General features: G+C 61.2%; 21 protein-coding genes. 11 read left to right on the top strand and 10 right to left on the bottom strand.

The window, feature by feature from the left end:
* The first annotated feature begins 1 nt into the window (after position 1).
* Positions 2 to 742 (top strand): lipoyl protein ligase domain-containing protein, encoded by a 741-nt coding sequence (locus L2I46_RS23155; RefSeq protein ID WP_236948249.1) that lies wholly within the window; start codon positions 2 to 4, stop codon positions 740 to 742.
* Here the strand turns inward: L2I46_RS23155 and L2I46_RS23150 are convergent.
* Positions 702 to 1658, bottom strand: coding sequence for a LysR family transcriptional regulator (locus L2I46_RS23150; protein ID WP_048336048.1), 957 nt, complete (start codon positions 1656 to 1658; stop codon positions 702 to 704). The two genes, L2I46_RS23155 and L2I46_RS23150, sit on opposite strands and share 41 nt — an antisense overlap.
* A gap of 116 nt (positions 1659 to 1774) precedes the next feature.
* Here L2I46_RS23150 and L2I46_RS23145 point away from each other — a divergent pair, with 116 nt between their 5' ends.
* Positions 1775 to 2164 carry a tautomerase family protein gene (locus L2I46_RS23145; protein WP_023290327.1) on the top strand — a complete coding sequence of 130 codons (390 nt, stop codon included), beginning with the start codon at positions 1775 to 1777 and terminating at the stop codon, positions 2162 to 2164.
* 21 nt (positions 2165 to 2185) lie between these two features.
* Here the strand turns inward: L2I46_RS23145 and L2I46_RS23140 are convergent, their stop codons facing one another.
* Positions 2186 to 2917, bottom strand: a complete 732-nt coding sequence (locus L2I46_RS23140) for an HPP family protein (RefSeq protein ID WP_236948248.1) — start codon at positions 2915 to 2917, stop codon at positions 2186 to 2188.
* A gap of 199 nt (positions 2918 to 3116) precedes the next feature.
* On the opposite strand from L2I46_RS23140, the gene L2I46_RS23135 reads away from it, so the two are divergent.
* On the top strand, positions 3117 to 4226 hold the full coding sequence (locus tag L2I46_RS23135) for an adenosylhomocysteinase (protein ID WP_004203536.1): 1110 nt from the start codon (positions 3117 to 3119) through the stop codon (positions 4224 to 4226).
* Positions 4227 to 4271: 45 nt separating this feature from the next.
* Here the strand turns inward: L2I46_RS23135 and cobT are convergent, their stop codons facing one another.
* From cobT to dacD, 6 genes are all read right to left on the bottom strand, one after another.
* Positions 4272 to 5339, bottom strand: coding sequence for a nicotinate-nucleotide--dimethylbenzimidazole phosphoribosyltransferase (gene cobT / locus L2I46_RS23130; RefSeq protein WP_236948247.1), 1068 nt, complete (start codon positions 5337 to 5339; stop codon positions 4272 to 4274).
* A 27-nt stretch (positions 5340 to 5366) separates the two neighbouring features.
* Entirely contained in the window at positions 5367 to 6107 is a 741-nt protein-coding gene (gene cobS / locus L2I46_RS23125; RefSeq protein ID WP_050533842.1) for an adenosylcobinamide-GDP ribazoletransferase, read from the bottom strand.
* A 310-nt stretch (positions 6108 to 6417) separates the two neighbouring features.
* A complete protein-coding gene (locus tag L2I46_RS23120; protein ID WP_002911883.1) occupies positions 6418 to 6741 on the bottom strand; it encodes a DUF496 family protein in 324 nt (107 codons plus the stop codon).
* A 167-nt stretch (positions 6742 to 6908) separates the two neighbouring features.
* Entirely contained in the window at positions 6909 to 7967 is a 1059-nt protein-coding gene (locus tag L2I46_RS23115; RefSeq protein ID WP_004203544.1) for an FUSC family protein, read from the bottom strand.
* 98 nt (positions 7968 to 8065) lie between these two features.
* Complete coding sequence (gene sbmC, locus L2I46_RS23110) at positions 8066 to 8539, bottom strand: DNA gyrase inhibitor SbmC (RefSeq protein WP_236948246.1); 474 nt, start codon at positions 8537 to 8539, stop codon at positions 8066 to 8068.
* A gap of 176 nt (positions 8540 to 8715) precedes the next feature.
* The gene (gene dacD / locus L2I46_RS23105) at positions 8716 to 9879 is read right to left on the bottom strand and encodes a serine-type D-Ala-D-Ala carboxypeptidase DacD (protein ID WP_016161444.1); all 1164 of its coding nucleotides are present in this window, start codon (positions 9877 to 9879) and stop codon (positions 8716 to 8718) included.
* A 180-nt stretch (positions 9880 to 10059) separates the two neighbouring features.
* On the opposite strand from dacD, the gene sbcB reads away from it, so the two are divergent.
* Positions 10060 to 11484 (top strand): exodeoxyribonuclease I, encoded by a 1425-nt coding sequence (sbcB, locus tag L2I46_RS23100; protein WP_012541115.1) that lies wholly within the window; start codon positions 10060 to 10062, stop codon positions 11482 to 11484.
* The gene (locus L2I46_RS29550; protein WP_021313317.1) at positions 11485 to 11613 is read left to right on the top strand and encodes a hypothetical protein; all 129 of its coding nucleotides are present in this window, start codon (positions 11485 to 11487) and stop codon (positions 11611 to 11613) included.
* A gap of 105 nt (positions 11614 to 11718) precedes the next feature.
* Here L2I46_RS29550 and fusA read toward each other — a convergent pair whose 3' ends face one another.
* Positions 11719 to 13821 (bottom strand): elongation factor G, encoded by a 2103-nt coding sequence (fusA, locus tag L2I46_RS23095; RefSeq protein ID WP_236948245.1) that lies wholly within the window; start codon positions 13819 to 13821, stop codon positions 11719 to 11721.
* A 240-nt stretch (positions 13822 to 14061) separates the two neighbouring features.
* Here fusA and L2I46_RS23090 point away from each other — a divergent pair, with 240 nt between their 5' ends.
* Positions 14062 to 14370, top strand: coding sequence for an ArsR/SmtB family transcription factor (locus L2I46_RS23090; RefSeq protein ID WP_008804136.1), 309 nt, complete (start codon positions 14062 to 14064; stop codon positions 14368 to 14370).
* Between the two features lie 16 nt (positions 14371 to 14386).
* Here the strand turns inward: L2I46_RS23090 and nifJ are convergent, their stop codons facing one another.
* Positions 14387 to 17902, bottom strand: coding sequence for a pyruvate:ferredoxin (flavodoxin) oxidoreductase (gene nifJ, locus L2I46_RS23085; RefSeq protein WP_236948244.1), 3516 nt, complete (start codon positions 17900 to 17902; stop codon positions 14387 to 14389).
* 401 nt (positions 17903 to 18303) lie between these two features.
* Here nifJ and nifH point away from each other — a divergent pair, with 401 nt between their 5' ends.
* The 5 genes from nifH to L2I46_RS23060 are packed head-to-tail and all read left to right on the top strand — an operon-like array spanning position 18304 to position 23199.
* Positions 18304 to 19185, top strand: a complete 882-nt coding sequence (nifH, locus tag L2I46_RS23080) for a nitrogenase iron protein (protein ID WP_004203553.1) — start codon at positions 18304 to 18306, stop codon at positions 19183 to 19185.
* Between the two features lie 16 nt (positions 19186 to 19201).
* A complete protein-coding gene (gene nifD / locus L2I46_RS23075; protein WP_012541112.1) occupies positions 19202 to 20650 on the top strand; it encodes a nitrogenase molybdenum-iron protein alpha chain in 1449 nt (482 codons plus the stop codon).
* A 55-nt stretch (positions 20651 to 20705) separates the two neighbouring features.
* Positions 20706 to 22268: a nitrogenase molybdenum-iron protein subunit beta gene (nifK, locus tag L2I46_RS23070; RefSeq protein ID WP_236948243.1), complete on the top strand. Its 1563-nt coding sequence runs from the start codon at positions 20706 to 20708 to the stop codon at positions 22266 to 22268.
* Positions 22269 to 22307: 39 nt separating this feature from the next.
* Entirely contained in the window at positions 22308 to 22526 is a 219-nt protein-coding gene (nifT, locus tag L2I46_RS23065) for a putative nitrogen fixation protein NifT (RefSeq protein WP_004203557.1), read from the top strand.
* A 10-nt stretch (positions 22527 to 22536) separates the two neighbouring features.
* The gene (locus tag L2I46_RS23060) at positions 22537 to 23199 is read left to right on the top strand and encodes a NifB/NifX family molybdenum-iron cluster-binding protein (protein ID WP_236948242.1); all 663 of its coding nucleotides are present in this window, start codon (positions 22537 to 22539) and stop codon (positions 23197 to 23199) included.
* The last annotated feature ends 167 nt before the right edge of the window (positions 23200 to 23366 follow it).

Here is a 23366-nt window from a genome sequence, read left to right as displayed (position 1 = left end):
CATGTCTCTGTTGCCCCTGGCCGACTGCTGGCCACGCCGCTTTACCCCCGCCTCGCTGGCGCTGCAGTTTTGCGAGGACCCCACCCAGGCGGAACAACCGCTGTTTGCCAAAGCCGGCGCCGGCGAGGCCGTCGCCCAGCTCTGGCAGGCGCCGCAGGGATTCGTGGTGCCGGGGAGCTATCGTCAGTTTGCGGACCTGCCGGCGGTCAGTGCGCGTTTTGCCGCGCGGGGCTGGCCGGTATGGCTCCGCCGCTCCGGGGGCGGTCTGGTGCCCCAGGGGCCGGGGATTATCAACCTCAGCCTCGCCTGGCCGGTGCAGCAGCCGCTCGGCGAGGCCGCCGAACCCATCTATCACTCGCTGTGCGCTGTGCTGCAGCGCACCCTCGCGCGCTTCGGCGTTGCCAGCCACGCCCGGGCGGTGAGCGGTTCCTTTTGCGATGGCCGGTATAACCTCGCCTGCGGAGAGGGAGAGGAGGCGCGCAAGATTGTCGGTACCGCCCAGTACTGGCGGCCGCAGACGGCGAGCGGCGGCCATGTGGTGCTGGCCCACGCGGTGATCCTTATTGACGCCGACCTTAGCGCGGCGCATCAGGCGGCGAACGCCTTCGAAGCGCAGCTCGGCAGCGGGCGGGTCTACCGCGCCGACAAAACCGTCACCCTGGCGCAGTTGCTTCCCGGCGAGCGCCATCTGCTCCCCCGCTTCAGCGAGGCGCTGGACCGGGAGCTGGACGCGGCTCGCTGAAGGTCGCTTTCAGGTAGCGGCTAAAGGTCTCCACCGCGCGCGACACCCGCGGAGTATAGGGCCGGATGACGTACAGCCGATCGGCGAACACCTCCACCGGCTGCCACGCCGGCAGCAGCTCCTGCACCAGCCCGCGGCCGATAGCCTCCCGGGCGCTAAAATCCGGCAGCAGCGCCACCCCCAACCCCGCCAGCACCGCATCGCGCAGCGACTCGCTGTTGTTGGTGGCGAACGGCCCCTGCACGTTGATGGTCACCCGCTCATCGGGCGTCTGGCGGGAGGCGAACGTCCAGTGCGGGCGCTGGGGCCCACGGGGATAGGTCAGGCACTGGTGTTGACGCAGATCGTCGGGCGTCTCCGGGCGGCCATGGCGGCGAATATAGTCGGCGGATGCGACGATCAGCGTGGCCGTGTGGCACAGCGGCCAGGCGACGTGGGTGTCCGGGAGCGCCTCGCGCCGACAGTGGCGGATGGCGAGGTCGAACCCTTCGCTGCCGAGAGAGACCAGCCGGTCGGTCACCTCCAGCTGCAGATGCAGCTGGGGATGTTGATGTAAAAAGGGCGCGATCGCCGGCACCAGCTGCTGACGGGAAAAGGCCACCGGCGCGGTCAGGCGCAGCGTCCCCCGCAGCGGCCCGCCCTCATCGCAGGCGCCGGTGAAAATATCCCGCAGCTGGCCAAACGGCTCACTGAGCTCCGCCACCAGCCGCAGCCCGTCGTCGCTGAGGCTGACGCTGCGGGTGGTGCGATGGACCAGCGTTTTACCGGTCACCCGCTCCAGCTCGCTGATTTTCTGGCTGATGGCCGACTTGCTGATCCCCAGCTTTTCCGCGGCTCGGGTATAGCTTTTCTGCTCTTCCAGCACCGTCAGCCAGTAGAGATGGGCCCAGTAACTCTCCGGACGACTCTCGCTCATATTGATTGTTCACCAGTAAAAACAATGTATTCAACTATAGCGGTTTTTGCCCGCGACGGCATCGGCTAGCATCCATATCAGACAGCGATTATTCCCTAACGATAAGGACCACCTGCATGCCATTACTGACATTTGACCTGATTGAAGGCCGTACGGAACAGGAGATCAGAACCCTGCTGGATGCCGCTCATCGCGCCGTGCTGCGCGCCTTCGAGGTACCGGAACGCGACCGCTACCAGATTGTTCACGAAAACAAAGCCCATCATATGGTGATTGAAGATACCGGCCTCGGACTGACCCGCACGCGGGATCAGGTGGTGGTGCGGGTCTATACCAGCCCGCGCAGCGACGCGCAGAAGCAGCGTTTCTTCGCCATTCTGCAGGAGGAGCTGGCGGAACACTGCGGCCTGAGCGGCGATGATGTGATGGTGTCGATTATCAGCAACCAGAAAGGCGACTGGAGTTTTGGCCGCGGGGTCGCGCAGTATCTTACCGGCGATCTCTAACCCGCGGCCGGGAGGGCGCTGTCAGCGGCGGCCTGCCGCCGCGATGCGCTGGCGCGCCTGCTGTTCGATATTTTCCAGCAGTTCCTGGACATCGTCTTCGTCAATGTCGAGGAACTGGCCTTGCAGCAGGGCGGCGTGAATATCTTCCCGGGTAACCGAAATGCCCAGCGGCACCGCACGGGATTTGACCTCCTCCGCCGCCAGCGGATGGGGGTAGCGGCGGCCAACCAGATTGTTAAACACGATGGCCAGCAGCGCCAGCATCAGCGAGTTGAGCAGCACCGGCGTCAACACAAAGTGATAGCCTTCGCTGTGCACCCCGGCGCCGCCGAGGATCGCCGTCAGGGCCACCGCGCCGCCGGGAGGATGCAGGCAGCGCAGAAAATACATCCCGGCGATGGCCAGCGCCGCCGCCAGCCCGCAGGCCAGCGCCGGGTCGGGCACCAGCATACCCACCGTGACGCCGATCAGCGCCGACAGCACATTGCCGCCGACAATCGACCACGGCTGCGCCAGCGGACTGCTCGGCACGCCAAACAGGAGTACCGCCGATGCGCCCATGGGGGCAATAAACCACAGGTTGACTTCGCCGAGCAGCCAGTGGCTGAACATGCTGGTCACCGCCAGCCCGGTACCGGCGCCGATGGAGCCCAGCACAATATGCCGACGAGCCACCGGCAGCGCGTGCGGCTTCAGCCGCCCAAGGAAAATCCGCAGCCGTGAAAACAGGCCTGCGGGAATAACACTCAACATCGCTTTATCGCTCAGATCATAGGAATTACTTATATTTTATTTTCTTTTTTTAACCTTACATTAACAACCCTGTATTTAGCAGGGGATCGCGCGGGCGGCGATTTCCGGGCGGCGCAGGGCTGTGAATTCTCGCCTGGGCTGATAGAATCCCTTTTCTGTCAGGGGGATACCCCTTTTGCGAACTGAAGGTCATAACCCAGTGAATAATAAAATCTCTTTAGCGAAAGAAGTGGCATGGGCCAGCCAGAATATGCCGCGTACCCTGCGTCAGGTCGCCGCCCTGCCCGACCTCAGCGGCGTCCGCCTTGCCTGCTGTATGCACCTCGACATGAAAATGATCCCGCTGGTGCAGGGGATCCTCGACAAGGGCGCTCAGGTCTTTTTAACCACCTGTAACCCCACCACCGTGCAGGACGACGTGGTGGCCTGGCTGGTGGAGCGCGGCGCTGAGGCCTGCGCCTGGCGCAATATGAGCGATGCCGACTGGCAACAGTCATGGGAAAAAGCGATCGCCTGGCAGCCCACTCACCTGTGCGAAATGGGGGCCGATATCACCACCCTCCTCCATCAGCGCGGCGAGTTCGGCAACATCGTGGCGGGTCTGGAAGCCACCGGCTCCGGCGTCAATCGACTGGGTGATATTCAGCCCGGCTATCCGATCTTTAACTGGGACGATCTGCCGGTCAAAGAGGGGCTGCATAACCGCCATATGGTCGGACTCACCGCCTGGCACACCTTCTTCCAGACCACTCATCTCACCCTGCATGAGAAAAAAGTGCTGGTGATCGGCTACGGCCTGGTTGGCCAGGGCGTCGCGGCGGCGGCAAAAGCCTTTGGCGGCCAGGTGATGGTGGCGGAGATCGATCCTGCCCGTCGGCTGCAGGCGGCCTATGACGGCTGGCACGTGGTCGATCTCCAGGAGGCTATCGCCTCGGCGGACGTGGTAGCCACCGCGACAGGCGGTAAAAACGTGGTTAATCGCCAGGCGCTGGACCGGGCGAAAGCGGGCGTGTTTATCCTTAACGTCGGCCACGTGGCGGAAGAGATCGACGGCGAGTACCTGCGCCAGTACCCTCAGGAAGAGGTGATGCCGTATATCAACGCCTACCGCATGGCTGACAAAACCGTCTACCTGATGGCCAATGGCTCGATGCTCAACCTGACCGCCGGCTTCGGCGACAGCCTTAACGCCTTTGACGTCACCCTGGCGGTGATGGCCAGCGGTATCGGCCATATTGTCAGCGACGGTATGCGCGCCCCGGCGCAGGTTTACCTACTGCCGCAGGCGGTCTGGCAGCAGGCGCTGTAAACGCAGCGCATCGTCCCCCTATAGTGGAGACGATGCGCTTTTTCATCAGGACGCTGGCGCGCTGTCGGGCAGCACAATGTTGCTCTGCGCCAGGGTCCCCATCTGGTGGTACATCGCGCTGGCGGCATCCAACAGGTGCATGGCCAGCGCGGCGCCGCTGCCCTCCCCCAGGCGCATGTCCATATCGAGATACAGGCGCAGACCCAGCGCGTCGAGGGCGATCCGCGCTCCTTTCTCCGCCGACAGGTGCGAAGGGATAAGATACGGATGCGCCGCCGGGGCCATGCGGCAGGCCGCCAGAGCCGAAGCGTAGGAGAGGAAGCCATCCAGCACCACCGGCAGGCCGCAGGAGGCCGCCCCGAGGATCACCCCGGTCATACCCACCAGATCAAAACCGCCCACCTTCGCCAGCACCTCCAGCCCGTCCGCCGGGTTCGGCTGGTTATGAGCGATCGCCTGGCGCACCACCGCCACCTTATGGCCCCGCTGCGCCAGCGGCAGATTGGCCCCGCAGCCCACCACCGCGTCGGGGTCGCTGCCGGTCAGGACGCTGATCGTCGCAGCGGCCGGGGTGGTATTGGCCATCCCCAGCTCCCCCACGCCAAAGACGTTCACCCCGTCGGCGGCGAGCTGGCGGGTGAAACGCATGCTGGCCAGCAGCACAGTCTCTGCCTGCTGACGGCTCATCGCCGCCGTCCGGGCGATATTCCCGCTACTGCGGGCCACCTTGAGGTTGATCAGGCCCGGCAGCGGCTCGGCGTCGATGCCGACATCCACCACCTCCACTCTCACGCCGGCCTGCGCCGCCAGCACGCAGACGCCGGTGTTGCCCCGCACCATATTGCCGGCATGAATGGCCGTCACCGCCTGCGGGGAAGGGGTCACGCCTTCATGCCAGACGCCGTGGTCGGCGCACATGACCACGATGGCTTTTTCAGTCAGCGCCAGCTGCCCCTGCAGCCCCGGCAGACCGGCCAGCTGTACCGCCAGGCTCTCCAGACGGCCAAGGCTGCCGGGCGGCTTTAACAGGCCATCAATATGCTGCTGCGCGCGCGCCATGCCCGTCACATCGGGCTGCGGAATGGCAGCCAGTAACGCCGAAAGTGTTTCCATTCTGTTCCTCACCGTTGATGCCAGGCCTTACAGTAGCGCCAGTAAAAAGAGTAATTCACCCAGCTCGATCGCCGCTCCGAGGGTATCCCCGGTCTGCCCGCCGAGGGTTCGCTTCAGCGCCCACCCCAGACCCCAGATCAGCACCAGGGCGATCAGCGCGGCGCGCAGCCCATGCAGCCCCAGCAGGGCGGTGGCCAGCGCGATCGCCAGCGCCATCGTCACCAGCGTCTGCTGCAGGCTAATTTTGCCAATAAACAGATTGCCCAGCCCTTTTTCCCGCGCATAGCGATGGCGATACATCAGCAGCACCGCCATTCCGCGACCGACGGCGCAGGCCGCCGCCAGCGCCGCGATGGGGTTGACATCGCGCAGCAGCAGTTCGCCGACCACCAGCACCTTCGCCACCAGCACAAAAATCAGCGCCAGCCCGCCGTGGGTACCCAGCCGGCTGTCGCGCATGATCTCCAGCATTCGATCGCGGGTGCGGGCGGAGAAGATGCCGTCGCAGGTATCGGCCAGCCCGTCAAGGTGAAATCCGCCGGTGAGCAGCGCCAGCGCCAGCGCGCCGAACAGCGCCGCCAGCGGGACGCCGCACCACGGCTGCAGGAGGTACACCACCGCGCCGGCGATGGCGCCGAGCAGTAAACCGACCAGCGGGAAGGTGACGATACTGCGCTGGTACTGTTCGATCTCCAGGCCCTGAGATAACCGCGCCGGGACCGGCAGACGGCTGATAAACGAGAGTGCGGCAAAGAATGACTTAATCACGTGGGGTTGACTCCTGTCGGCGAAAGCAGCGGAAGAGATTCTGTCGCGCCCGGTCAGCACCTGAGTTTGTCTTCTGGCGAATCGATCGTCGGAGAGGTGAGAGGTGTTGAGATATCGCCCTGACGCCGCTGCGTCAGATGCCCGGCCAGGATGAGAGAAACCTTTCCGATATCAATACGTTTTCGCGGGGCAGTATAGCAAAGAGTCGGTGGAGAGAGGCAGTTGCCGGGACAAAGTTTTCGCAGAAAAAGAGACGGGAGGGGGTAGTGCAGAACAGCCCGGCGACGCTGACGCCGCCGGACAGCTGGGATTAGCCTTCGACTTTGGCTTCACCCATCACTTTCAGTTTTTTAGAGATGTCGCGGCGCTCTTTGGACAGCTCGGCATTCTTGATGATGTAGTCATCAACGCGGTCTTCGTAATCGCTCTTCATGCTGGCGATGATGCCCTGGATAGCTTCCACGCTCATGCCCGGTTTGATGTAGTCGCTGAGGTTGTCCAGCAGCAGAACGCGCTTCTGGTTATCACGGATCTTTTTCTCAACGTCCTGAATTTCACGCTGCAGTTTGTTCTTACGACGGTACAGACGAACAAACTCCAGTACGTCCTGGAAAGAAGGCTTAGTTGTTTCCATTTTTACACCCCTAATAATTGAGATTCGGATTCGTAAAGCGACTGCGTTATAGGGCTAACATAACTGCTAGCAGTCGCTGATGACAATGTTTTTTCCTTTGCGTTTATCATAACCCTAAACGCTGCTGAATCGAAACAACCCGTGCAGTTACCCGGTGCATCTGGTGCTTATTTGCGCAACGCGCGGCAGATCAGATGCGACAGCAGCTCCAGCTGGCGCGCCAGTTCAATAGAGAGCCAAACATAGCCATGGATCGGGGTTTCCGCCAGGCTATCGTCACCCTGCTCTTTCATCAGCTGGCGCAGTTCGAGAACGATTTCATTCAGCTTTTCATTGTTGGCGCGCACAGGCTGAGGGTTCCCTTCATACAAGGCGTGGGCGATGGCCAACAGCGTCTGCTGGGTCATCTGCTGCGTCTCCCGCAGGGTGTGCGCGTTCAGCATGACGAAATGGCCCGGACGGGTTGCCCACCAGGCGTTGATCTGCAGCTCCAGCATGCACACGAGGTTGCGGCTGACGGTCTGGATAGCCTCGAAGATCGCCTTCTGGATGTGCGTCTCTTTGCTGGCGGGGGTGATCAGCCCGCGCATTTTGACGACGTCGTTGAGCGCCTGTTGGAGATGCTTTTCCAGCCGCGGCCGATCCACCAGATTTGGCGAGAAGCCGGCCTGGTAGAGGCGGTTGAAGTTGGTGACGTAGCTGGCCATCTGGATGCGCCAGTGGATAAACGCCCGCTGCGGCCAGATACCGGTAAACAGCATCGCCAGCAGCGAGCCGAAGATCACATCGCCGCTTCGCCACAGGGCGGTATGCATATCGCCCGGCGGCGCCCCGACCACCACCGACAGGGTGATGCCGATCAGCAGCGCCTGATAGGGTTTCTTGCCCAGCGCCAGCCAGCCGCAGAGGAACATCGCCGCCGCGCACCAGAGGACCATCAGCGGCAGGGAGATAAGCTCAAGCTTGAGCGCCACCAGCCCCAGCGCCGAGCCGAGGATCGTGCCGCCGATGCGCTGAAACGCCCGCGGCACGACGTTGCCCCAGAAGGAGATCGGCCCCATTACCACCACCAGGGTGATGAGAGGCCAGGTCCCCTCAGGCACGTTCAGCAGCCGCACCAGCAAAAAGGTGAGCACAAAGGCCAGCGCAATCCGCACACCATGCACCACCCGATAATGGCGATACAAGCGGATCTCAAATGGCTTGAGTGATTTATCAGCGCGCACAACCCTCTCCGGCAAAACGAAAAGGCCAATTGTAACTGCTTTTTCGCCCGGAGCGTGCCGGGAATGTAAAAATCCTTGTCCGGAACAGGGGTAAATCGCTACGACGCTACGCGCTCAACGGGGACATACATGTCGATATCCCAGTAGCCGTCGTGGTTGCCGTCGTTGAGATAGATCTCAAAACAGGGCCTGGGGGCCACGCGATACGTTGTGCTCTGCAGCAGGCTGTCGAAAAACTGCATCCACGGGGTGGCAAAATCGTAATCCACCACCCGCGCGCGGGCGCAGGCGTAATCCCCGCCGGCAATCGCCGCCAGTATCACCCCTTCGCTGTTGGCGGGAATGACGTAATCCTCGTCAACGGCGACCACGGTGGCGCAGCGCAGTTTTTCCGCCGGCACTTCCTCCGGGTTATCGTAGTAGACGGCAAGCCATTCACGGGCGGGCACCTGATGGTTCTCAACCCACATCATCAGTTGCTCAAACCCCTGCTTGACCGTTTGATCCCAGGGCCCGACCAGATGGAAACCGGCAATGGTTTTCTTGCCGAGGGGGGTGATGCTGTAGTTCATCTTGCCTCCTTTGGAGATAAATGACTGTATGAATATACAGTTAATTTAACAGGAGATCCCCCCTCAGTATGTGCGCGAATTCACAGAGTCGCCATCACACTGCTGAAAAAACAGGCGCCCCGCCAGCAGGAGCGACAGACGAAAAAAAACCGCCTGCAAAGAGGCGGTTATCATGGTTACAGCTCGTGGTGCAGGTAATCGCTCATTCGCGAGAACACCCCGCCTTTATTGATGCTTTCGAGGGTGACCAGCGGATAGTGCCCCACCACCTTGTCGCCGTCATACAGCGAAATCTCGCCGACCCGCTGGTTGGCGGCGATCGGCGCCTCCAGATCCTTCTTATCCAGCACATATTTCGCTTTAATCCGCGACACTTCCGCCTTCGGCAGCGCTAACCAGAAATCCTGATCGGTGCCGAGCTTAATCTGCTCTTTATCGCCGTACCAGATGCGTTCGGTGCCGACCTTCTGGCCTTTCTGCAGCACCTGCACGGTGTCAAAGTTCTGCTGCCCCCAGTGCAGCAGTTTAGCGGCCTGCTGCTCGCGGCCTTTCGGACTGTCCGCCCCCATCACCACGGCGATCAGCCGGCGCTGGCCATCCACCGCCGAGGCGATCAGGTTGAACCCGGCGCCCGAGGTGTGGCCCGTTTTCAGGCCATCGACGTTCATGGTTTTATCCCACAGCAGACCGTTACGGTTTTGCTGGGTGATCCCGTTCCACGTCAGGCTTTTCTGGCTGTACATGTGGTAGACGTCAGGTTCGCCATGAATAATCGCCCGCGACAGCACCGCGAGGTCATAGGCAGAACTGTGCTGGCCCGGGGCGTCGAGGCCGTGGACGGTTTCGAAATGGGTATCCCGCAGGTGCAATTTTTCGACATACTGATTCATCAGGGCGACAAACTGCGGCTGGCCGCCGGCGACATAGTCGGCCAGCGCGACGCAGGCGTCGTTACCGGAGTCGACAATCAGCCCACGGCTGAGGTCGCGGACGCTGACCCGATCCCCTGGTTTTAAGAACATCAGGGATGACCCGTCGAACACCGGGTTGCCCTTCGCCCAGGCGTCTTTACCCACGGTGACGATGTCGTCAAAGGTGATACGATGGCTGTCGATGGCGCGGTCGACCACGTAGCCGGTCATCAGTTTGGTCAGACTGGCAGGATTGCGCTGCTGATGTTCGTTACCCGCGGTCAGGACCTGACCGGTGGTGTAATCCATCAGCACCCAGGAGCCAGCCTGAATAGCCGGTGGCGCGACCGTAGCAGGGAAGTCGACGGCAAATGCGCAGGAAACGCTCGAAGCGAGCAAAGATACAGCAATAAACAAACGGCCTTTCAACGGCATATCCTCTAGATTTACAGATCCGCCGTCCTTTTTACGGAACTTCGCGTTTCATATCAGGGTTTAATTGCAAGAAAATATGACACAGCAGAGGAAGTTGCTTGCCGTTACCCTTCTGATGACCGGGCAAATCGTTTACCATACCGGTCGCACGCCACCACGGATAATGAACAGACTATGCAAGATAGCGTCAACCAGCCCGGATTTTTATTCCACGATTATGAAACCTTCGGCACCAGTCCTTCCCTCGACCGGCCGGCGCAGTTCGCCGCCATCCGCACCGACGCGGAGCTGAACGTGCTCGGCGAGCCCGAGGTGTTTTACTGCAAGCCCGCTGACGATTATCTGCCGCAGCCGCAGGCGGTGATGATCACCGGGATCACCCCGCAGGAAGCGCTGGCCAAAGGGGATAATGAGGCCGCGTTTGCCCGCCGCATCCACGATCTGTTCACGGTGCCGCAAACCTGTATCGTCGGCTATAACAACGTGCGCTTTGATGACGAAGTGACGCGGAATATCTTTTATCGCAACTTCTATGACCCTTATGCCTGGAGCTGGCAGCACGATAACTCGCGCTGGGATCTGCTCGACGTGATGCGCGCCTGCTATGCCCTGCGTCCGGAAGGGATCACCTGGCCGGAGAATGACGAGGGTTTGCCCAGCTTCCGGCTTGAACATCTGACCGTCGCCAACGGTATTGAACACCAGAACGCCCATGATGCGATGGCCGATGTGTACGCCACCATCGCCATGGCGAAGCTGGTGAAAACCCGGCAGCCGCGGCTGTTTGATTATCTCTACAGCCACCGCAATAAGCGCAAGCTGGCGACGCTCATCGACGTGCCGCAGATGAAACCGCTGGTGCATGTCTCCGGCATGTTTGGCGCCGCGCGCGGCAACACCAGCCTGGTGGCGCCCCTGGCATGGCATCCGGAAAACCGCAATGCGGTGATTATGGTCGATCTGGCGGGCGATATGGCGCCGCTGCTGGAGCTCGATGCCGATGCCTTGCGCGAGCGGCTTTACACCCCGCGCGCCGAGCTTGGCGATCTGCCGGCGGCGCCGATCAAGCTGGTGCATCTCAATAAATGTCCGGTGCTGGCTCAGGCCAATACCCTGCGCCCGCTGGATGCCGACCGGCTGGGGATCTCCATTCAGCGCTGTCTGGAGAATGCCCAGCTGCTGCGGGCGAATCCGCAGGTGCGCGAGAAAGTGGTGGCGGTCTATGCCGAAGCCGAGCCGTTCGTGCCGTCCGAAAACGTCGACGCCCAGCTTTACAATGGGTTCTTTAGCGATGCCGACCGCGCGGCGATGAAAATCGTGCTGGAAACCGAACCGCGCAATCTGCCGGCGCTGGATATTACCTTCGCCGATAAGCGTATCGAACGCCTGCTGTTTAACTACCGGGCGCGCAACTTCCCCGGCACGCTCGATGAACATGAGCAGCAGCGCTGGTTAGAGCACCGTCGTCAGGTGTTTACGCCAGAGTTTTTGCAGGCCTATGCCGATGAGCTGCAGATGCTGTATCAGCAGTATGCGGATGATAAAGAGAAGCTGGCGCAGTTGAAGGCGCTGTGGCAATACGCACAGGATATTGTCTGATTGGCTGAAATTCCCGGGTTGCGGCTAACGCCTTACCCGGGCTACAAACTGTATCAGCAGTATGCGGATGATAAAGAGAAGCTGGCGCAGCTGAAGGCGCTGTGGCAATACGCACAGGATATTGTCTGATTGGCTGACATTCCCGGGTTGCGGCTAACGCCTTACCCGGGCTACAAACGATGGCTGGACTCGTAGCCCGGGTAAGACGCCTCGCGTCGCACCCGGGAACGTTGCTTAGCTTTTCGCGCGGCTGGCGATGATTTCATCCGCCACATTACGCGGCGCTTCAGCGTAATGGTGGAACTCCATGCTGTAGGTTGCCCGTCCCTGAGACATCGAGCGCAGCGTGGTGGAATAACCAAACATCTCCGCCAGCGGCACGTCGGCGCGGATGATCTGGCTGCCGAAGCGCTCTTCCATCCCCTGCACCATCCCGCGACGGGAAGAGAGATCGCCCATAATATTCCCGGCGTACTCTTCCGGCGTCTCCACCTCGACGTGCATCACCGGCTCAAGGATCACCGGATCCGCTTTGCGCGCGCCTTCCCGGAAGCCAAAGATCGCCGCCATGCGGAACGCCATCTCCGAGGAGTCCACGTCGTGGTACGACCCGAAGGTCAGGGTCGCTTTCACGTCAACCACCGGATAACCCGCCAGCACGCCGGTGCCCATCGCTTCGCGCAGCCCTTTCTCCACGGAAGGGATGTACTCGCGTGGCACCACGCCGCCTTTGGTGGCGTCCTCGAAGACGAAACCGCTGCCCGGCTCCAGCGGCTCCAGGGTCAGCACAACGTGCCCGTACTGCCCTTTGCCGCCGGACTGGCGCACAAATTTGCCTTCCACGTCCATCACTTTCTTGCGCAGGGTTTCGCGGTAGGTGACCTGCGGACGACCAATGTTGGCCTCGACGCCAAACTCGCGCTTCATCCGGTCGACAATGATCTCCAGATGCAGCTCGCCCATGCCGGAGATAATCGTCTGGCCGGACTCTTCATCGGTATGTAGACGGAACGACGGATCTTCCGCCGCCAGCCGCTGCAGCGCGATGCCCATTTTCTCCTGATCCGCTTTGGTCTTCGGCTCGATGGCCAGCGAAATCACTGGCTCCGGAAACTCCATCCGTTCGAGGGTAATGATCGCACCCGGATCGCACAGCGTATCACCGGTGGTCACATCCTTCAGACCGACGCAGGCCGCGATATCCCCGGCGTGCAGTTCGTCAACTTCGTGGCGGTCGTTGGCCTGCATCAGCACGATACGCCCGATGCGCTCTTTCTTGCCCTTCACCGGGTTCCACACCGCATCGCCTTTCTTCAGCGTCCCGGAGTAGACGCGGATAAAGGTCAGCTGGCCGACGTAGGGGTCGGTCATCAGTTTAAACGCCAGCGCCGACAGCGGCTCATCGTCGCTCGGATGGCGTTCCGCCGGCTGACCTTTCTCATCAATGCCCTGTATCGCCGGAATATCCAGCGGCGACGGCATCAGCTCCACCACCGCATCGAGCATGCGCTGCACGCCTTTGTTTTTAAAGGCGCTCCCGCAGAGCACCGCCTGGATTTCCCCCTTCACCGTGCGCTGGCGCAGACCGGCAACGATCTCCGCCTCGTCCAGCTCGCCGGTTTCCAGGTATTTATCCATCAGCGCGTCGCTGGCTTCCGCCGCCGCCGAGACCATTTTCTCCCGCCACTGCTGTGCCGTCGCCAGCAGATCGTCAGGGACAGGCCCATAGCTGAAGGTCATGCCCTGGGTGGCGTCATCCCACAGGATGGCGCGCATTTTAACCAGATCGACAACGCCGGTGAAATGCTCTTCGGCGCCAATGGGGATCACAATCGGCACCGGGTTGGCCTTCAGGCGGTCGATCATCATCTGCACCACGCGGAAGAAGTCCGCGCCGGGGCGGTCCATCTTGTTGACGAAGGCCAGCCGCGGAACGTGGTATTTATTTGCCTGGCGCCAGACGGTTTCCGACTGGGGCTGCACCCCACCGACGGAGTCATACACCATCACCGCGCCGTCGAGCACGCGCATGGAACGTTCCACCTCAATGGTGAAATCCACGTGCCCCGGGGTGTCGATGATATTGATCCGGTGCGGCTCGAAGCTGCGGTCCATACCCGGCCAGAAGCAGCTCACCGCCGCCGAGGTAATGGTGATCCCGCGCTCCTGCTCCTGGGCCATCCAGTCGGTGGTTGCCGCGCCATCGTGTACTTCACCCAGCTTATGGCTCATCCCGGTATAAAACAGGATGCGCTCGGTGGTGGTGGTTTTACCGGCATCGATATGCGCGGAGATACCGATGTTGCGATAACGTTCGAGGGGGATGGGTCGGGGCATGATGCGTCCTTAGTCGTTTTGACTGTCAGTCTGCGGTCGGAATGATCCGCAGTTCATTTAACTGCCGCCTATCATAGTACAACTGTACGAGTATATTCGAACTATTTTTGCTATTATTATGATTGGTCAGGTTGCGGCGGCGCGCGTGGCATCAGAACCGGAGTTTGGGTATAGTAGCCGCCAGCCGCCGATATGGGCTGCGGCTGCCATGCGCCGCGCCACTGCCGACACAGGATTATTATGATCGCCAATCACCCCGAACGAGAACAAATTCGCCTGGAAAATGTCCTTTCCGCGCTCGGTAACCCACTGCGACTGGAGATCATCCGCACGCTGGCCGACGGCAGCGAGCTGAGCTGCAACGCTCTGCGCCAGGAAGAGGTGGCCAAGTCCACCATGACCCACCACTGGCGCGTCCTGCGCGACAGCGGTGTGATCTGGCAACGGCCTCAGGGACGGGAGAACATGATTTCGCTGCGCCGGGAAGATCTGGACGCCCGTTTTCCCGGCCTGCTGGATACGCTGCTGAACGTCATGCAGCAGCCGTGAATCGCTAACCCACAGCCTACTCCTCTCCCGCCAGCCGCTGATACTGCCTGAAACGGGCCCGGGCATCGTCCTCCGTTTGCCGGAACAGCGCGTCCGCCAGATCCGGCGTGGTTTTATGCAGCGCGGCATAGCGCACCTCGCCGAGCAAAAAGTCGCGGAAACTCTCTTCCGGCTCTTCGGAGTCCAGTATAAACGGCGTTTTGCCTTCGGCTTCCCGCTGCGGATGATAGCGCCACAGGTGCCAGTATCCCGCCTCCACAGCCCGCTTCGCCTCGCGCTGACTGCAGCGCATCCCGGCTTTCAGGCCGTGGTTGATACAGGCGGCATAGGCGATCACCAGCGACGGTCCCGGCCAGGCCTCGGCCTCAGCGATGGCCCGCAGGGTCTGATCTTTATCGGCGCCCATGGCGATCTGGGCGACGTAAACATTGCCGTAGCTCATCGCCATCATGCCGAGATCTTTTTTGCGCGTGCGTTTTCCCTGAGCGGCAAATTTGGCGATCGCCGCCACCGGGGTCGATTTGGACGACTGGCCGCCGGTGTTGGAGTAGACCTCGGTATCAAACACCAGAATATTGACGTCTTCCCCACTGGCCAGCACATGATCGAGGCCGCCGAAGCCGATATCGTAGGCCCAGCCGTCGCCGCCGAAGATCCACTGCGAACGCCGGACGAAATAGTCGCGGTTCTGCCAGAGCTGCTCCAGCAGCGGGACGCCCTCTTTTTCCTCCGCCAGCAACGCACTGAGGCGGTCCGCGCGCTCACGGGTCCCCTCCCCCTCATCCTGCTGCGCCAGCCACTGCCGCATCGCGGCGTGAAGCGCGTCGCTGACCGGCAGCGCCAGCGCGGCGGTCAGCTCCTCGGCGATCTGTTGGCGGATCGCCTGGCCGCCAAGCATCATGCCGAGACCGAACTCGGCGTTATCCTCAAACAGCGAGTTTGCCCACGCCGGTCCGTGGCCGCGATGGTTGGTGGTATAGGGCATCGAAGGCGCGCTGGCGCCCCAGATCGAAGAGCAGCCGGTGGCGTTGGCGATCAGCATCCGGTCGCCAAACAGCTGGGTGATAAGCCGGGCATAGGGCGTTTCTCCGCAACCCGCGCAGGCGCCGGAAAACTCCAGCAGCGGCGTTTCGAACTGGCTGCCTTTGACCGTCGTTTTGCGAAACGGGTTATCTTTTGGCGCCAGTCCCAGGGCGTAATCCCAGACCGGAGCCATCGCACGCTGGCTGTCGAGGGAGACCATCTGCAGCGCCTTGCCGCGCGACGGGCAGCTCTCCACGCAGTTGCCGCAGCCGGAGCAGTCCAGCGGCGAGATAGCCAGATGATAGTGATAGTCTTTGGCCCCCTGAGCGGGTTTACTCAGCAGCCCGGCGGGAGCCGTGTCCTGCTCTTCAGCGCTCAGTAACGCCGGGCGGATCGCCGCATGCGGGCAGACAAAGGCGCACTGGTTACACTGGGTACAGCCGTCAGGCTGCCAGACCGGCACCTCCAGCGCGATGCCGCGCTTCTCCCAGGCGGCGGTGCCGGAGGGAAAGGTGCCGTCTTCCATCCCGGCGAAGGCGCTCACCGGCAACAGGTCGCCACGCTGGCGGTTCATGGGCTGCAGGATATCGCGGATGAAGTCCGGCATCAGGGCGCTCGCCTGCGGTGCCGGCGCCTCGAGGGTCGCCCAGTGGGCGGGTACCGTCACCCGGTGCAGCGCCGCCATCCCCAGCTCGATAGCCCGCTGGTTCATCTCAATGACGCTCGCCCCTTTGCTGCCATAGCTTTTCTCCACCGCCTGCTTGAGATAGTCCGCCGCCGTTTGCGGCTCGATAATCGCCGTCAGCTTAAAGAACGCCGCCTGCATCAGCATGTTAAAGCGCCCGCCGAGGCCCAGCTCGCGGGCAATGTCCACCGCATTAAGGGTATAAAAGTCGATCTTTTCCTGCGCCAGATAGCGCCGGACGCTGACCGGCAGGTGCTGCTCCAGCTCTGCCTCGGACCAGCTGCAGTTGAGCAGAAAGGTGCCTCCTGGCTTCAGCCCCTCCAGCAGGTCGTAGCGATCGACATAGGATTGCTGAGAGCAGGCGATAAAATCGGCCCGGTGGATCAGGTAGGGCGAGGTGATCGGCCGGTCGCCAAAGCGCAGGTGCGAAACGGTGATCCCCCCGGACTTTTTCGAGTCGTAGGAAAAGTAGGCCTGGGCGTAGAGTGGCGTGTTATCGCCGATGATCTTGATGGCGCTTTTGTTCGCCCCGACGGTGCCGTCCGAGCCCATCCCCCAGAATTTACAGGCGGTGATCCCGACATGGGAGACCGCCAGCGGTTCCTGCCGGGCGGGCAGCGAGGTAAAAGTGACATCATCGACAATACCCAGGGTAAAGCCGTCCTTCGGCAGCGGCTGCCTGAGGTTGTCAAACACCGCGGCGATATCGTTGGGCAGCACGTCCTTACCGCCGAGCGCGTAGCGTCCGCCGACGATCAGCGGCGCATCGTCGCGTTGATAGAAGGCGTTCTTGACGTCGAGGCACAGCGGTTCCGCCTGCGCCCCCGGCTCTTTGGTGCGGTCAAGGACGGCAATACGCTGCACGCTGGCGGGCAGTTGCGCGAAAAAGTGCGCCAGCGAGAACGGCCGATAGAGATGGACGCTGAGCAGCCCCACCTTCTCCCCCGCCGCATTCAGCGTCTCCACCACCTCCTGGACGGTGTCGCACACTGAGCCCATGGCGATAATCACCCGCTCGGCATCCGGCGCGCCGTGGTAATTAAACAGGTGATATTCCCGCCCGGTCAGCGCAGTGATCTTCGCCATATAGCTTTCCACCAGATCGGGCAGTGCGAGGTAGAAGCGGTTACCGGCCTCCCGCTCCTGGAAGTAGATATCCGGATTTTGCGCGGTGCCGCGGATCACCGGATGATCCGGGTGCAGCGCCTGCCGACGAAAGCGCTCCAGCGCCGGGCGGTCCAGCAGCGTCGCCAGTTGCTCATACGCCAGCACCTCAATCTTCTGTATTTCGTGCGAGGTGCGAAAGCCGTCGAAAAAGTTGATAAACGGGATCCGCCCGGCGATCGCCGCCAGGTGCGCCACCGCCGACAGGTCCATCACCTGCTGAACGTTATTCTCCACCAGCATGGCGCAGCCGGTCTGGCGTACCGCCATCACGTCCTGATGGTCGCCAAAAATATTCAGCGAATTGGTCGCCAGCGCCCGCGCGCTGACGTGAAAAACACCCGGCAGCAGTTCACCGGCAATTTTGTACAAATTGGGGATCATCAGCAGCAGCCCCTGCGACGCGGTGTAGGTGGTGGTGAGCGCTCCCGCCTGCAGCGCGCCGTGCACCGCCCCGGCGGCACCGGCTTCGGATTGCATTTCCATCAGGCGCACCGGCTGGCCAAACAGATTCTTTTTCCCCTTAGCGGCCCATTCATCGACATTTTCCGCCATCGGCGTGGAGGGGGTGATGGGGTAGATGGCCGCCACGTCGGTAAAGGCGTAGGAGATCCAGGCCGCCGCCGTGTTGCCATCCATTGTTTTCATGTTTCCGGACATCGTTCAATCCTCAAAGGTGAGCGTTCTCTTTACCGCGGCAGCCCGCGGCAAACCCTGTCACCTCTCCAAGCACAGCCTGTGCCAGCTCGCGAATTGCCGCCTGTCACTCATCAATTCAACAGGTTAAGGGAAGAAACGCGCAGGCCCGTCCGGCGGGATTGCGGGGAATAAGACACTGTGCGCGACAAGCTGTTGAACAGGTGACAAAGCGCCGCGCCGGGCGTGGCGGGAAATTGTTCTGTTTCGCACATTTGGTAGCGTTATTGTGCCGTTTGCTCAGCCTCCCGGCGCGGCTGCTTTACAAAAAACCATTATTTATCAAATAACTGAGCAAAAATTCGCAGCTGGTACGTTCCCTGCACTTCTCTGCTGGCAAACACTCAACAACAGGAGAAGTCACCATGACCATGCGTCAATGCGCTATCTACGGTAAAGGCGGTATCGGTAAATCCACCACCACCCAGAATCTCGTCGCGGCCCTCGCCGAGATGGGTAAGAAAGTGATGATCGTCGGCTGCGATCCGAAAGCGGATTCCACCCGTCTGATCCTCCACGCTAAAGCCCAGAACACCATCATGGAGATGGCGGCGGAAGTGGGCTCGGTCGAGGATCTGGAGCTCGAAGACGTTCTGCAAATCGGCTATGGCGATGTCCGTTGCGCCGAATCCGGCGGCCCGGAGCCAGGCGTCGGCTGCGCCGGACGCGGGGTGATCACCGCCATCAACTTCCTCGAGGAAGAAGGCGCCTATGAAGAAGATTTGGATTTCGTCTTCTATGACGTCCTCGGCGACGTGGTCTGCGGCGGCTTCGCTATGCCGATCCGCGAAAACAAAGCCCAGGAGATCTACATCGTCTGCTCCGGCGAGATGATGGCGATGTATGCCGCCAACAATATCTCCAAAGGGATCGTGAAGTACGCCAAATCCGGCAAGGTGCGCCTCGGCGGCCTGATCTGTAACTCGCGCAAAACCGACCGGGAAGACGAACTGATCATCGCCCTGGCGGAGAAGCTTGGCACGCAGATGATCCACTTCGTTCCCCGCGACAACATTGTGCAGCGCGCGGAGATCCGCCGGATGACGGTGATCGAGTACGACCCGACCTGTCAGCAGGCGAATGAATATCGTCAACTGGCGCAGAAGATCGTCAATAACACCAAAAAAGTGGTGCCGACGCCGTGCACCATGGACGAGCTGGAATCGCTGCTGATGGAGTTCGGCATCATGGAAGAAGAAGACACCAGCATCATTGGTAAAACCGCCGCTGAAGAAAACGCGGCCTGAGCACAGGATCCTCACCATGACCAACGCAACAGGCGAACGTAACCTTGCGCTCATCCAGGAAGTCCTGGAGGTGTTTCCCGAAACCGCGCGCAAAGAGCGCAGAAAGCACATGATGATCAGCGATCCGCAGATGGAGAGCGTCGGCAAGTGCATTATCTCGAACCGTAAATCGCAGCCCGGGGTGATGACCGTGCGCGGCTGCGCCTATGCGGGCTCGAAAGGGGTGGTGTTTGGGCCAATCAAAGACATGGCCCATATCTCGCATGGCCCCATCGGCTGCGGCCAGTATTCGCGCGCCGGACGGCGCAACTACTATACCGGCGTCAGCGGTGTCGACAGCTTCGGCACCCTGAACTTCACCTCTGATTTTCAGGAGCGCGATATTGTTTTCGGCGGCGATAAAAAGCTGACCAAACTGATCGAAGAGATGGAGCTGCTGTTCCCGCTGACCAAAGGGATCACCATCCAGTCGGAGTGCCCGGTGGGCCTGATCGGCGATGACATCAGCGCCGTAGCCAACGCCAGCAGCAAGGCGCTGGATAAACCGGTGATCCCGGTGCGCTGCGAAGGCTTTCGCGGCGTATCGCAATCGCTGGGCCACCATATCGCCAACGACGTGGTGCGCGACTGGGTGCTGAACAATCGCGAAGGGCAGCCGTTTGCCAGCACCCCGTACGATGTTGCCATCATTGGCGATTACAACATCGGCGGCGACGCCTGGGCCTCGCGCATTCTGCTGGAAGAGATGGGGCTGCGCGTAGTGGCGCAGTGGTCCGGCGACGGCACCCTGGTGGAGATGGAGAACACCCCATTCGTTAAGCTTAACCTCGTCCACTGCTACCGTTCGATGAACTATATCGCCCGCCATATGGAGGAGAAACATCAGATCCCATGGATGGAATATAACTTCTTCGGCCCGACCAAAATCGCCGAATCGCTGCGCAAGATCGCCGATCAATTTGATGACACCATTCGCGCCAATGCGGAAGCGGTGATCGCCAAATATGAGGGGCAGATGGCGGCCATCATCGCCAAATATCGCCCGCGGCTGGAGGGGCGCAAAGTGCTGCTGTACATGGGGGGGCTGCGGCCGCGCCACGTCATCGGCGCCTATGAGGATCTCGGGATGGAGATCATCGCCGCCGGCTACGAGTTTGCCCATAACGATGATTACGACCGCACCCTGCCGGACCTGAAAGAGGGCACCCTGCTGTTTGACGATGCCAGCAGCTATGAGCTGGAGGCCTTCGTCAAAGCGCTGAAACCTGACCTCATCGGCTCCGGGATCAAAGAGAAATATATCTTCCAGAAAATGGGGGTGCCGTTCCGCCAGATGCACTCCTGGGACTATTCCGGCCCCTATCACGGCTATGACGGCTTCGCCATCTTTGCCCGCGATATGGATATGACCCTGAACAATCCGGCGTGGAACGAACTGACTGCCCCGTGGCTGAAGTCTGCGTGATTGCCCCTTCACTGTCCCGTCAGTCCACCGATTTGTGGCGCGGGAGGAGAACACCATGAGCCAAACGATCGATAAAATTCACAGCTGTTATCCGCTGTTTGAACAGGATGAATACCAGACCCTGTTCCAGAATAAAAAGACCCTTGAAGAGGCGCACGACGCGCAGCGTGTGCAGGAGGTTTTTGCCTGGACCACCACCGCCGAGTATGAAGCGCTGAACTTCCAGCGCGAGGCGCTGACCGTCGACCCGGCAAAAGCCTGCCAGCCGCTCGGCGCCGTACTCTGCGCGCTGGGGTTCGCCGGCACCCTGCCCTACGTGCACGGCTCCCAGGGCTGCGTCGCCTATTTTCGCACCTACTTTAACCGCCATTTTAAAGAGCCTGTCGCCTGCGTCTCCGACTCCATGACCGAGGACGCGGCGGTGTTCGGCGGCAACAACAACATGAATCTGGGCCTGCAGAATGCCAGCGCGCTGTATAAACCCGAGATTATCGCCGTCTCCACCACCTGCATGGCCGAGGTGATCGGCGACGATCTGCAGGCGTTTATCGCCAACGCCAAAAAAGAGGGATTTGTTGACGATAGCATCGCCATTCCTTACGCCCATACCCCCAGCTTTATCGGCAGCCATGTCACCGGCTGGGACAATATGTTTGAAGGGTTCGCGAAGACCTTTACCGCTGACTACGCCGGGCAGCCGGGCAAACAGCAAAAGCTCAATCTGGTGACCGGATTTGAGACCTATCTCGGCAACTTCCGCGTGCTGAAGCGGATGATGGCGCAGATGGATGTCCCGTGCAGCCTGCTCTCCGACCCATCAGAGGTGCTCGACACCCCCGCCGACGGCCATTACCGGATGTACGCCGGCGGCACCAGCCAGCAGGAGATCAAAACCGCGCCGGACGCCATTGACACCCTGCTGCTGCAGCCGTGGCAGCTGGTGAAAAGCAAAAAGGTGGTTCAGGAGATGTGGAACCAGCCCGCCACCGAGGTGGCCGTTCCGCTGGGCCTGGCCGCCACCGACGCGCTGCTGATGACCGTCAGTCAGCTGACCGGCAAACCGATCGCCGACGCTCTGACCCTGGAGCGCGGCCGGCTGGTCGACATGATGCTGGATTCCCACACCTGGCTGCATGGCAAAAAATTCGGCCTCTACGGCGATCCGGATTTCGTGATGGGGCTGACGCGCTTCCTGCTGGAGCTGGGCTGCGAGCCGACGGTGATCCTCAGTCATAACGCCAATAAACGCTGGCAAAAAGCGATGAAGAAAATGCTCGATGCCTCGCCGTACGGTCAGGAAAGCGAAGTGTTCATCAACTGCGACCTGTGGCACTTCCGGTCGCTGATGTTCACCCGTCAGCCGGACTTTATGATCGGTAACTCCTACGGCAAGTTTATCCAGCGCGATACCCTGGCAAAGGGCAAAGCCTTCGAAGTGCCGCTGATCCGTCTGGGCTTTCCGCTGTTCGACCGCCATCATCTGCACCGCCAGACCACCTGGGGCTATGAAGGCGCAATAAACATCGTCACGACGCTGGTGAACGCCGTGCTGGAAAAACTGGACCACGACACCAGCCAGTTGGGCAAAACCGATTACAGCTTCGACCTCGTTCGTTAACCATCAGGCGCCCCGCCGCAGGCGGGGCCAGGAGGGAGTATGCCCATCGTGATTTTCCGTGAGCGCGGCGAGGCGCTGTATGCCTATATCGCCAAACAGGATCTGGAGGCCCGGGTGCTCCAGGTCGAACATGACGAGACGGACCGCTGGGGCGGCGCGATTGCCCTCGAAGGGGGACGTCGCTACTACGTCAATCCGCAGCCGGGGCGACCCGTCTTCCCGATAAGCCTGCGCGCCACTCGCAGCACGCTGCTATAAGGAGCTGGAAATGTCCGACAACTATACCCTTTTCTGGCGTCTGCTGGCGCTGTTCCAGACGCTGCCGGAGCTGCAGCCGGTGCAAGTCGTCGACTGGCTGGCGCAGGAGTGCGGCGAAACGTTGACCCCGGCACGGTTAACCACCCTGACGCAGCCTCAGCTGGCCGCCAGCTTTCCTTCGGCGACGGCGGTGATGTCCCCGGCCCGCTGGGCGCGGGTCATCGCCTGCCTGCAGGGGGTGCTGCCCGGCCATTTGCGCATCGCCAGCCCCCCTCAGCGAACGCCGCAGCTGCGGGTCGCTTTTTGCTCGCAGGATGGCCTGGCCATCAATGGTCATTTTGGCCAGAACCGGCTGTTTTTTATCTATGCCTTCGATGACCAGGGCGGCTGGCTGGCGGATCTGCGCCGCTATGCCTCTTCTTCTGCAGCGTCTGACGCCAGTGAGATGCGCGCCAGGCTGCTGGAGGATTGCCATCTGCTGTTTTGTCAGGAGATTGGCGGGCCTGCCGCCGCGAGGTTGATCCGCCATCAGATCCATCCGATGAAAGCGCCGCCGGGCACGACGATTCAGGCTCAGTGCGACGCGGTAAGCACGATGCTGGCCGGTCGGCTGCCGCCGTGGCTGGCGAAGCGCCTCAACCGGGATAACCCTCTGGAGGAACGTGTTTTTTAATCGTTGCGTTTTGCTTGTTGCCCGCCGACCCCGCGGGCCTTTTTTTGCCCCCGCAGGGGACATCCTTTCTTTCAGCAAGGCAAGCGCCGCAGGACAGGGACAAAAGTGACAGCGGGGGGGGTTGGGCGCATCAGGAAATGTTGTGCTTGCTGCCCGCCGACCCCGCG

Origin of the sequence: Klebsiella sp. 2019SCSN059 (assembly GCF_021739525.1) — a bacterium.
Taxonomy (GTDB): Bacteria; Pseudomonadota; Gammaproteobacteria; order Enterobacterales; family Enterobacteriaceae; genus Klebsiella; species Klebsiella quasipneumoniae.
Note: the sequence above shows the minus strand (reverse complement) of the source record. Positions and strands in the feature narration are given on the sequence as shown.

What these genes read in the sequence shown, in the direction of transcription:
- L2I46_RS23155 (WP_236948249.1), top strand. Translation starts at nt 2, where the DNA reads ATGTCTCTGTTGCCCCTGGCCGACTGCTGGCCACGCCGCTTTACCCCC.
- L2I46_RS23150 (WP_048336048.1), bottom strand. Translation starts at nt 1,658, where the DNA reads ATGAGCGAGAGTCGTCCGGAGAGTTACTGGGCCCATCTCTACTGGCTG.
- L2I46_RS23145 (WP_023290327.1), top strand. Translation starts at nt 1,775, where the DNA reads ATGCCATTACTGACATTTGACCTGATTGAAGGCCGTACGGAACAGGAG.
- L2I46_RS23140 (WP_236948248.1), bottom strand. Translation starts at nt 2,917, where the DNA reads ATGTTGAGTGTTATTCCCGCAGGCCTGTTTTCACGGCTGCGGATTTTC.
- cobT (WP_236948247.1), bottom strand. Translation starts at nt 5,339, where the DNA reads ATGGAAACACTTTCGGCGTTACTGGCTGCCATTCCGCAGCCCGATGTG.
- L2I46_RS23120 (WP_002911883.1), bottom strand. Translation starts at nt 6,741, where the DNA reads ATGGAAACAACTAAGCCTTCTTTCCAGGACGTACTGGAGTTTGTTCGT.
- sbmC (WP_236948246.1), bottom strand. Translation starts at nt 8,539, where the DNA reads ATGAACTACAGCATCACCCCCCTCGGCAAGAAAACCATTGCCGGTTTC.
- sbcB (WP_012541115.1), top strand. Translation starts at nt 10,060, where the DNA reads ATGCAAGATAGCGTCAACCAGCCCGGATTTTTATTCCACGATTATGAA.
- fusA (WP_236948245.1), bottom strand. Translation starts at nt 13,821, where the DNA reads ATGCCCCGACCCATCCCCCTCGAACGTTATCGCAACATCGGTATCTCC.
- L2I46_RS23090 (WP_008804136.1), top strand. Translation starts at nt 14,062, where the DNA reads ATGATCGCCAATCACCCCGAACGAGAACAAATTCGCCTGGAAAATGTC.
- nifJ (WP_236948244.1), bottom strand. Translation starts at nt 17,902, where the DNA reads ATGTCCGGAAACATGAAAACAATGGATGGCAACACGGCGGCGGCCTGG.
- nifH (WP_004203553.1), top strand. Translation starts at nt 18,304, where the DNA reads ATGACCATGCGTCAATGCGCTATCTACGGTAAAGGCGGTATCGGTAAA.
- nifD (WP_012541112.1), top strand. Translation starts at nt 19,202, where the DNA reads ATGACCAACGCAACAGGCGAACGTAACCTTGCGCTCATCCAGGAAGTC.
- nifK (WP_236948243.1), top strand. Translation starts at nt 20,706, where the DNA reads ATGAGCCAAACGATCGATAAAATTCACAGCTGTTATCCGCTGTTTGAA.
- nifT (WP_004203557.1), top strand. Translation starts at nt 22,308, where the DNA reads ATGCCCATCGTGATTTTCCGTGAGCGCGGCGAGGCGCTGTATGCCTAT.
- L2I46_RS23060 (WP_236948242.1), top strand. Translation starts at nt 22,537, where the DNA reads ATGTCCGACAACTATACCCTTTTCTGGCGTCTGCTGGCGCTGTTCCAG.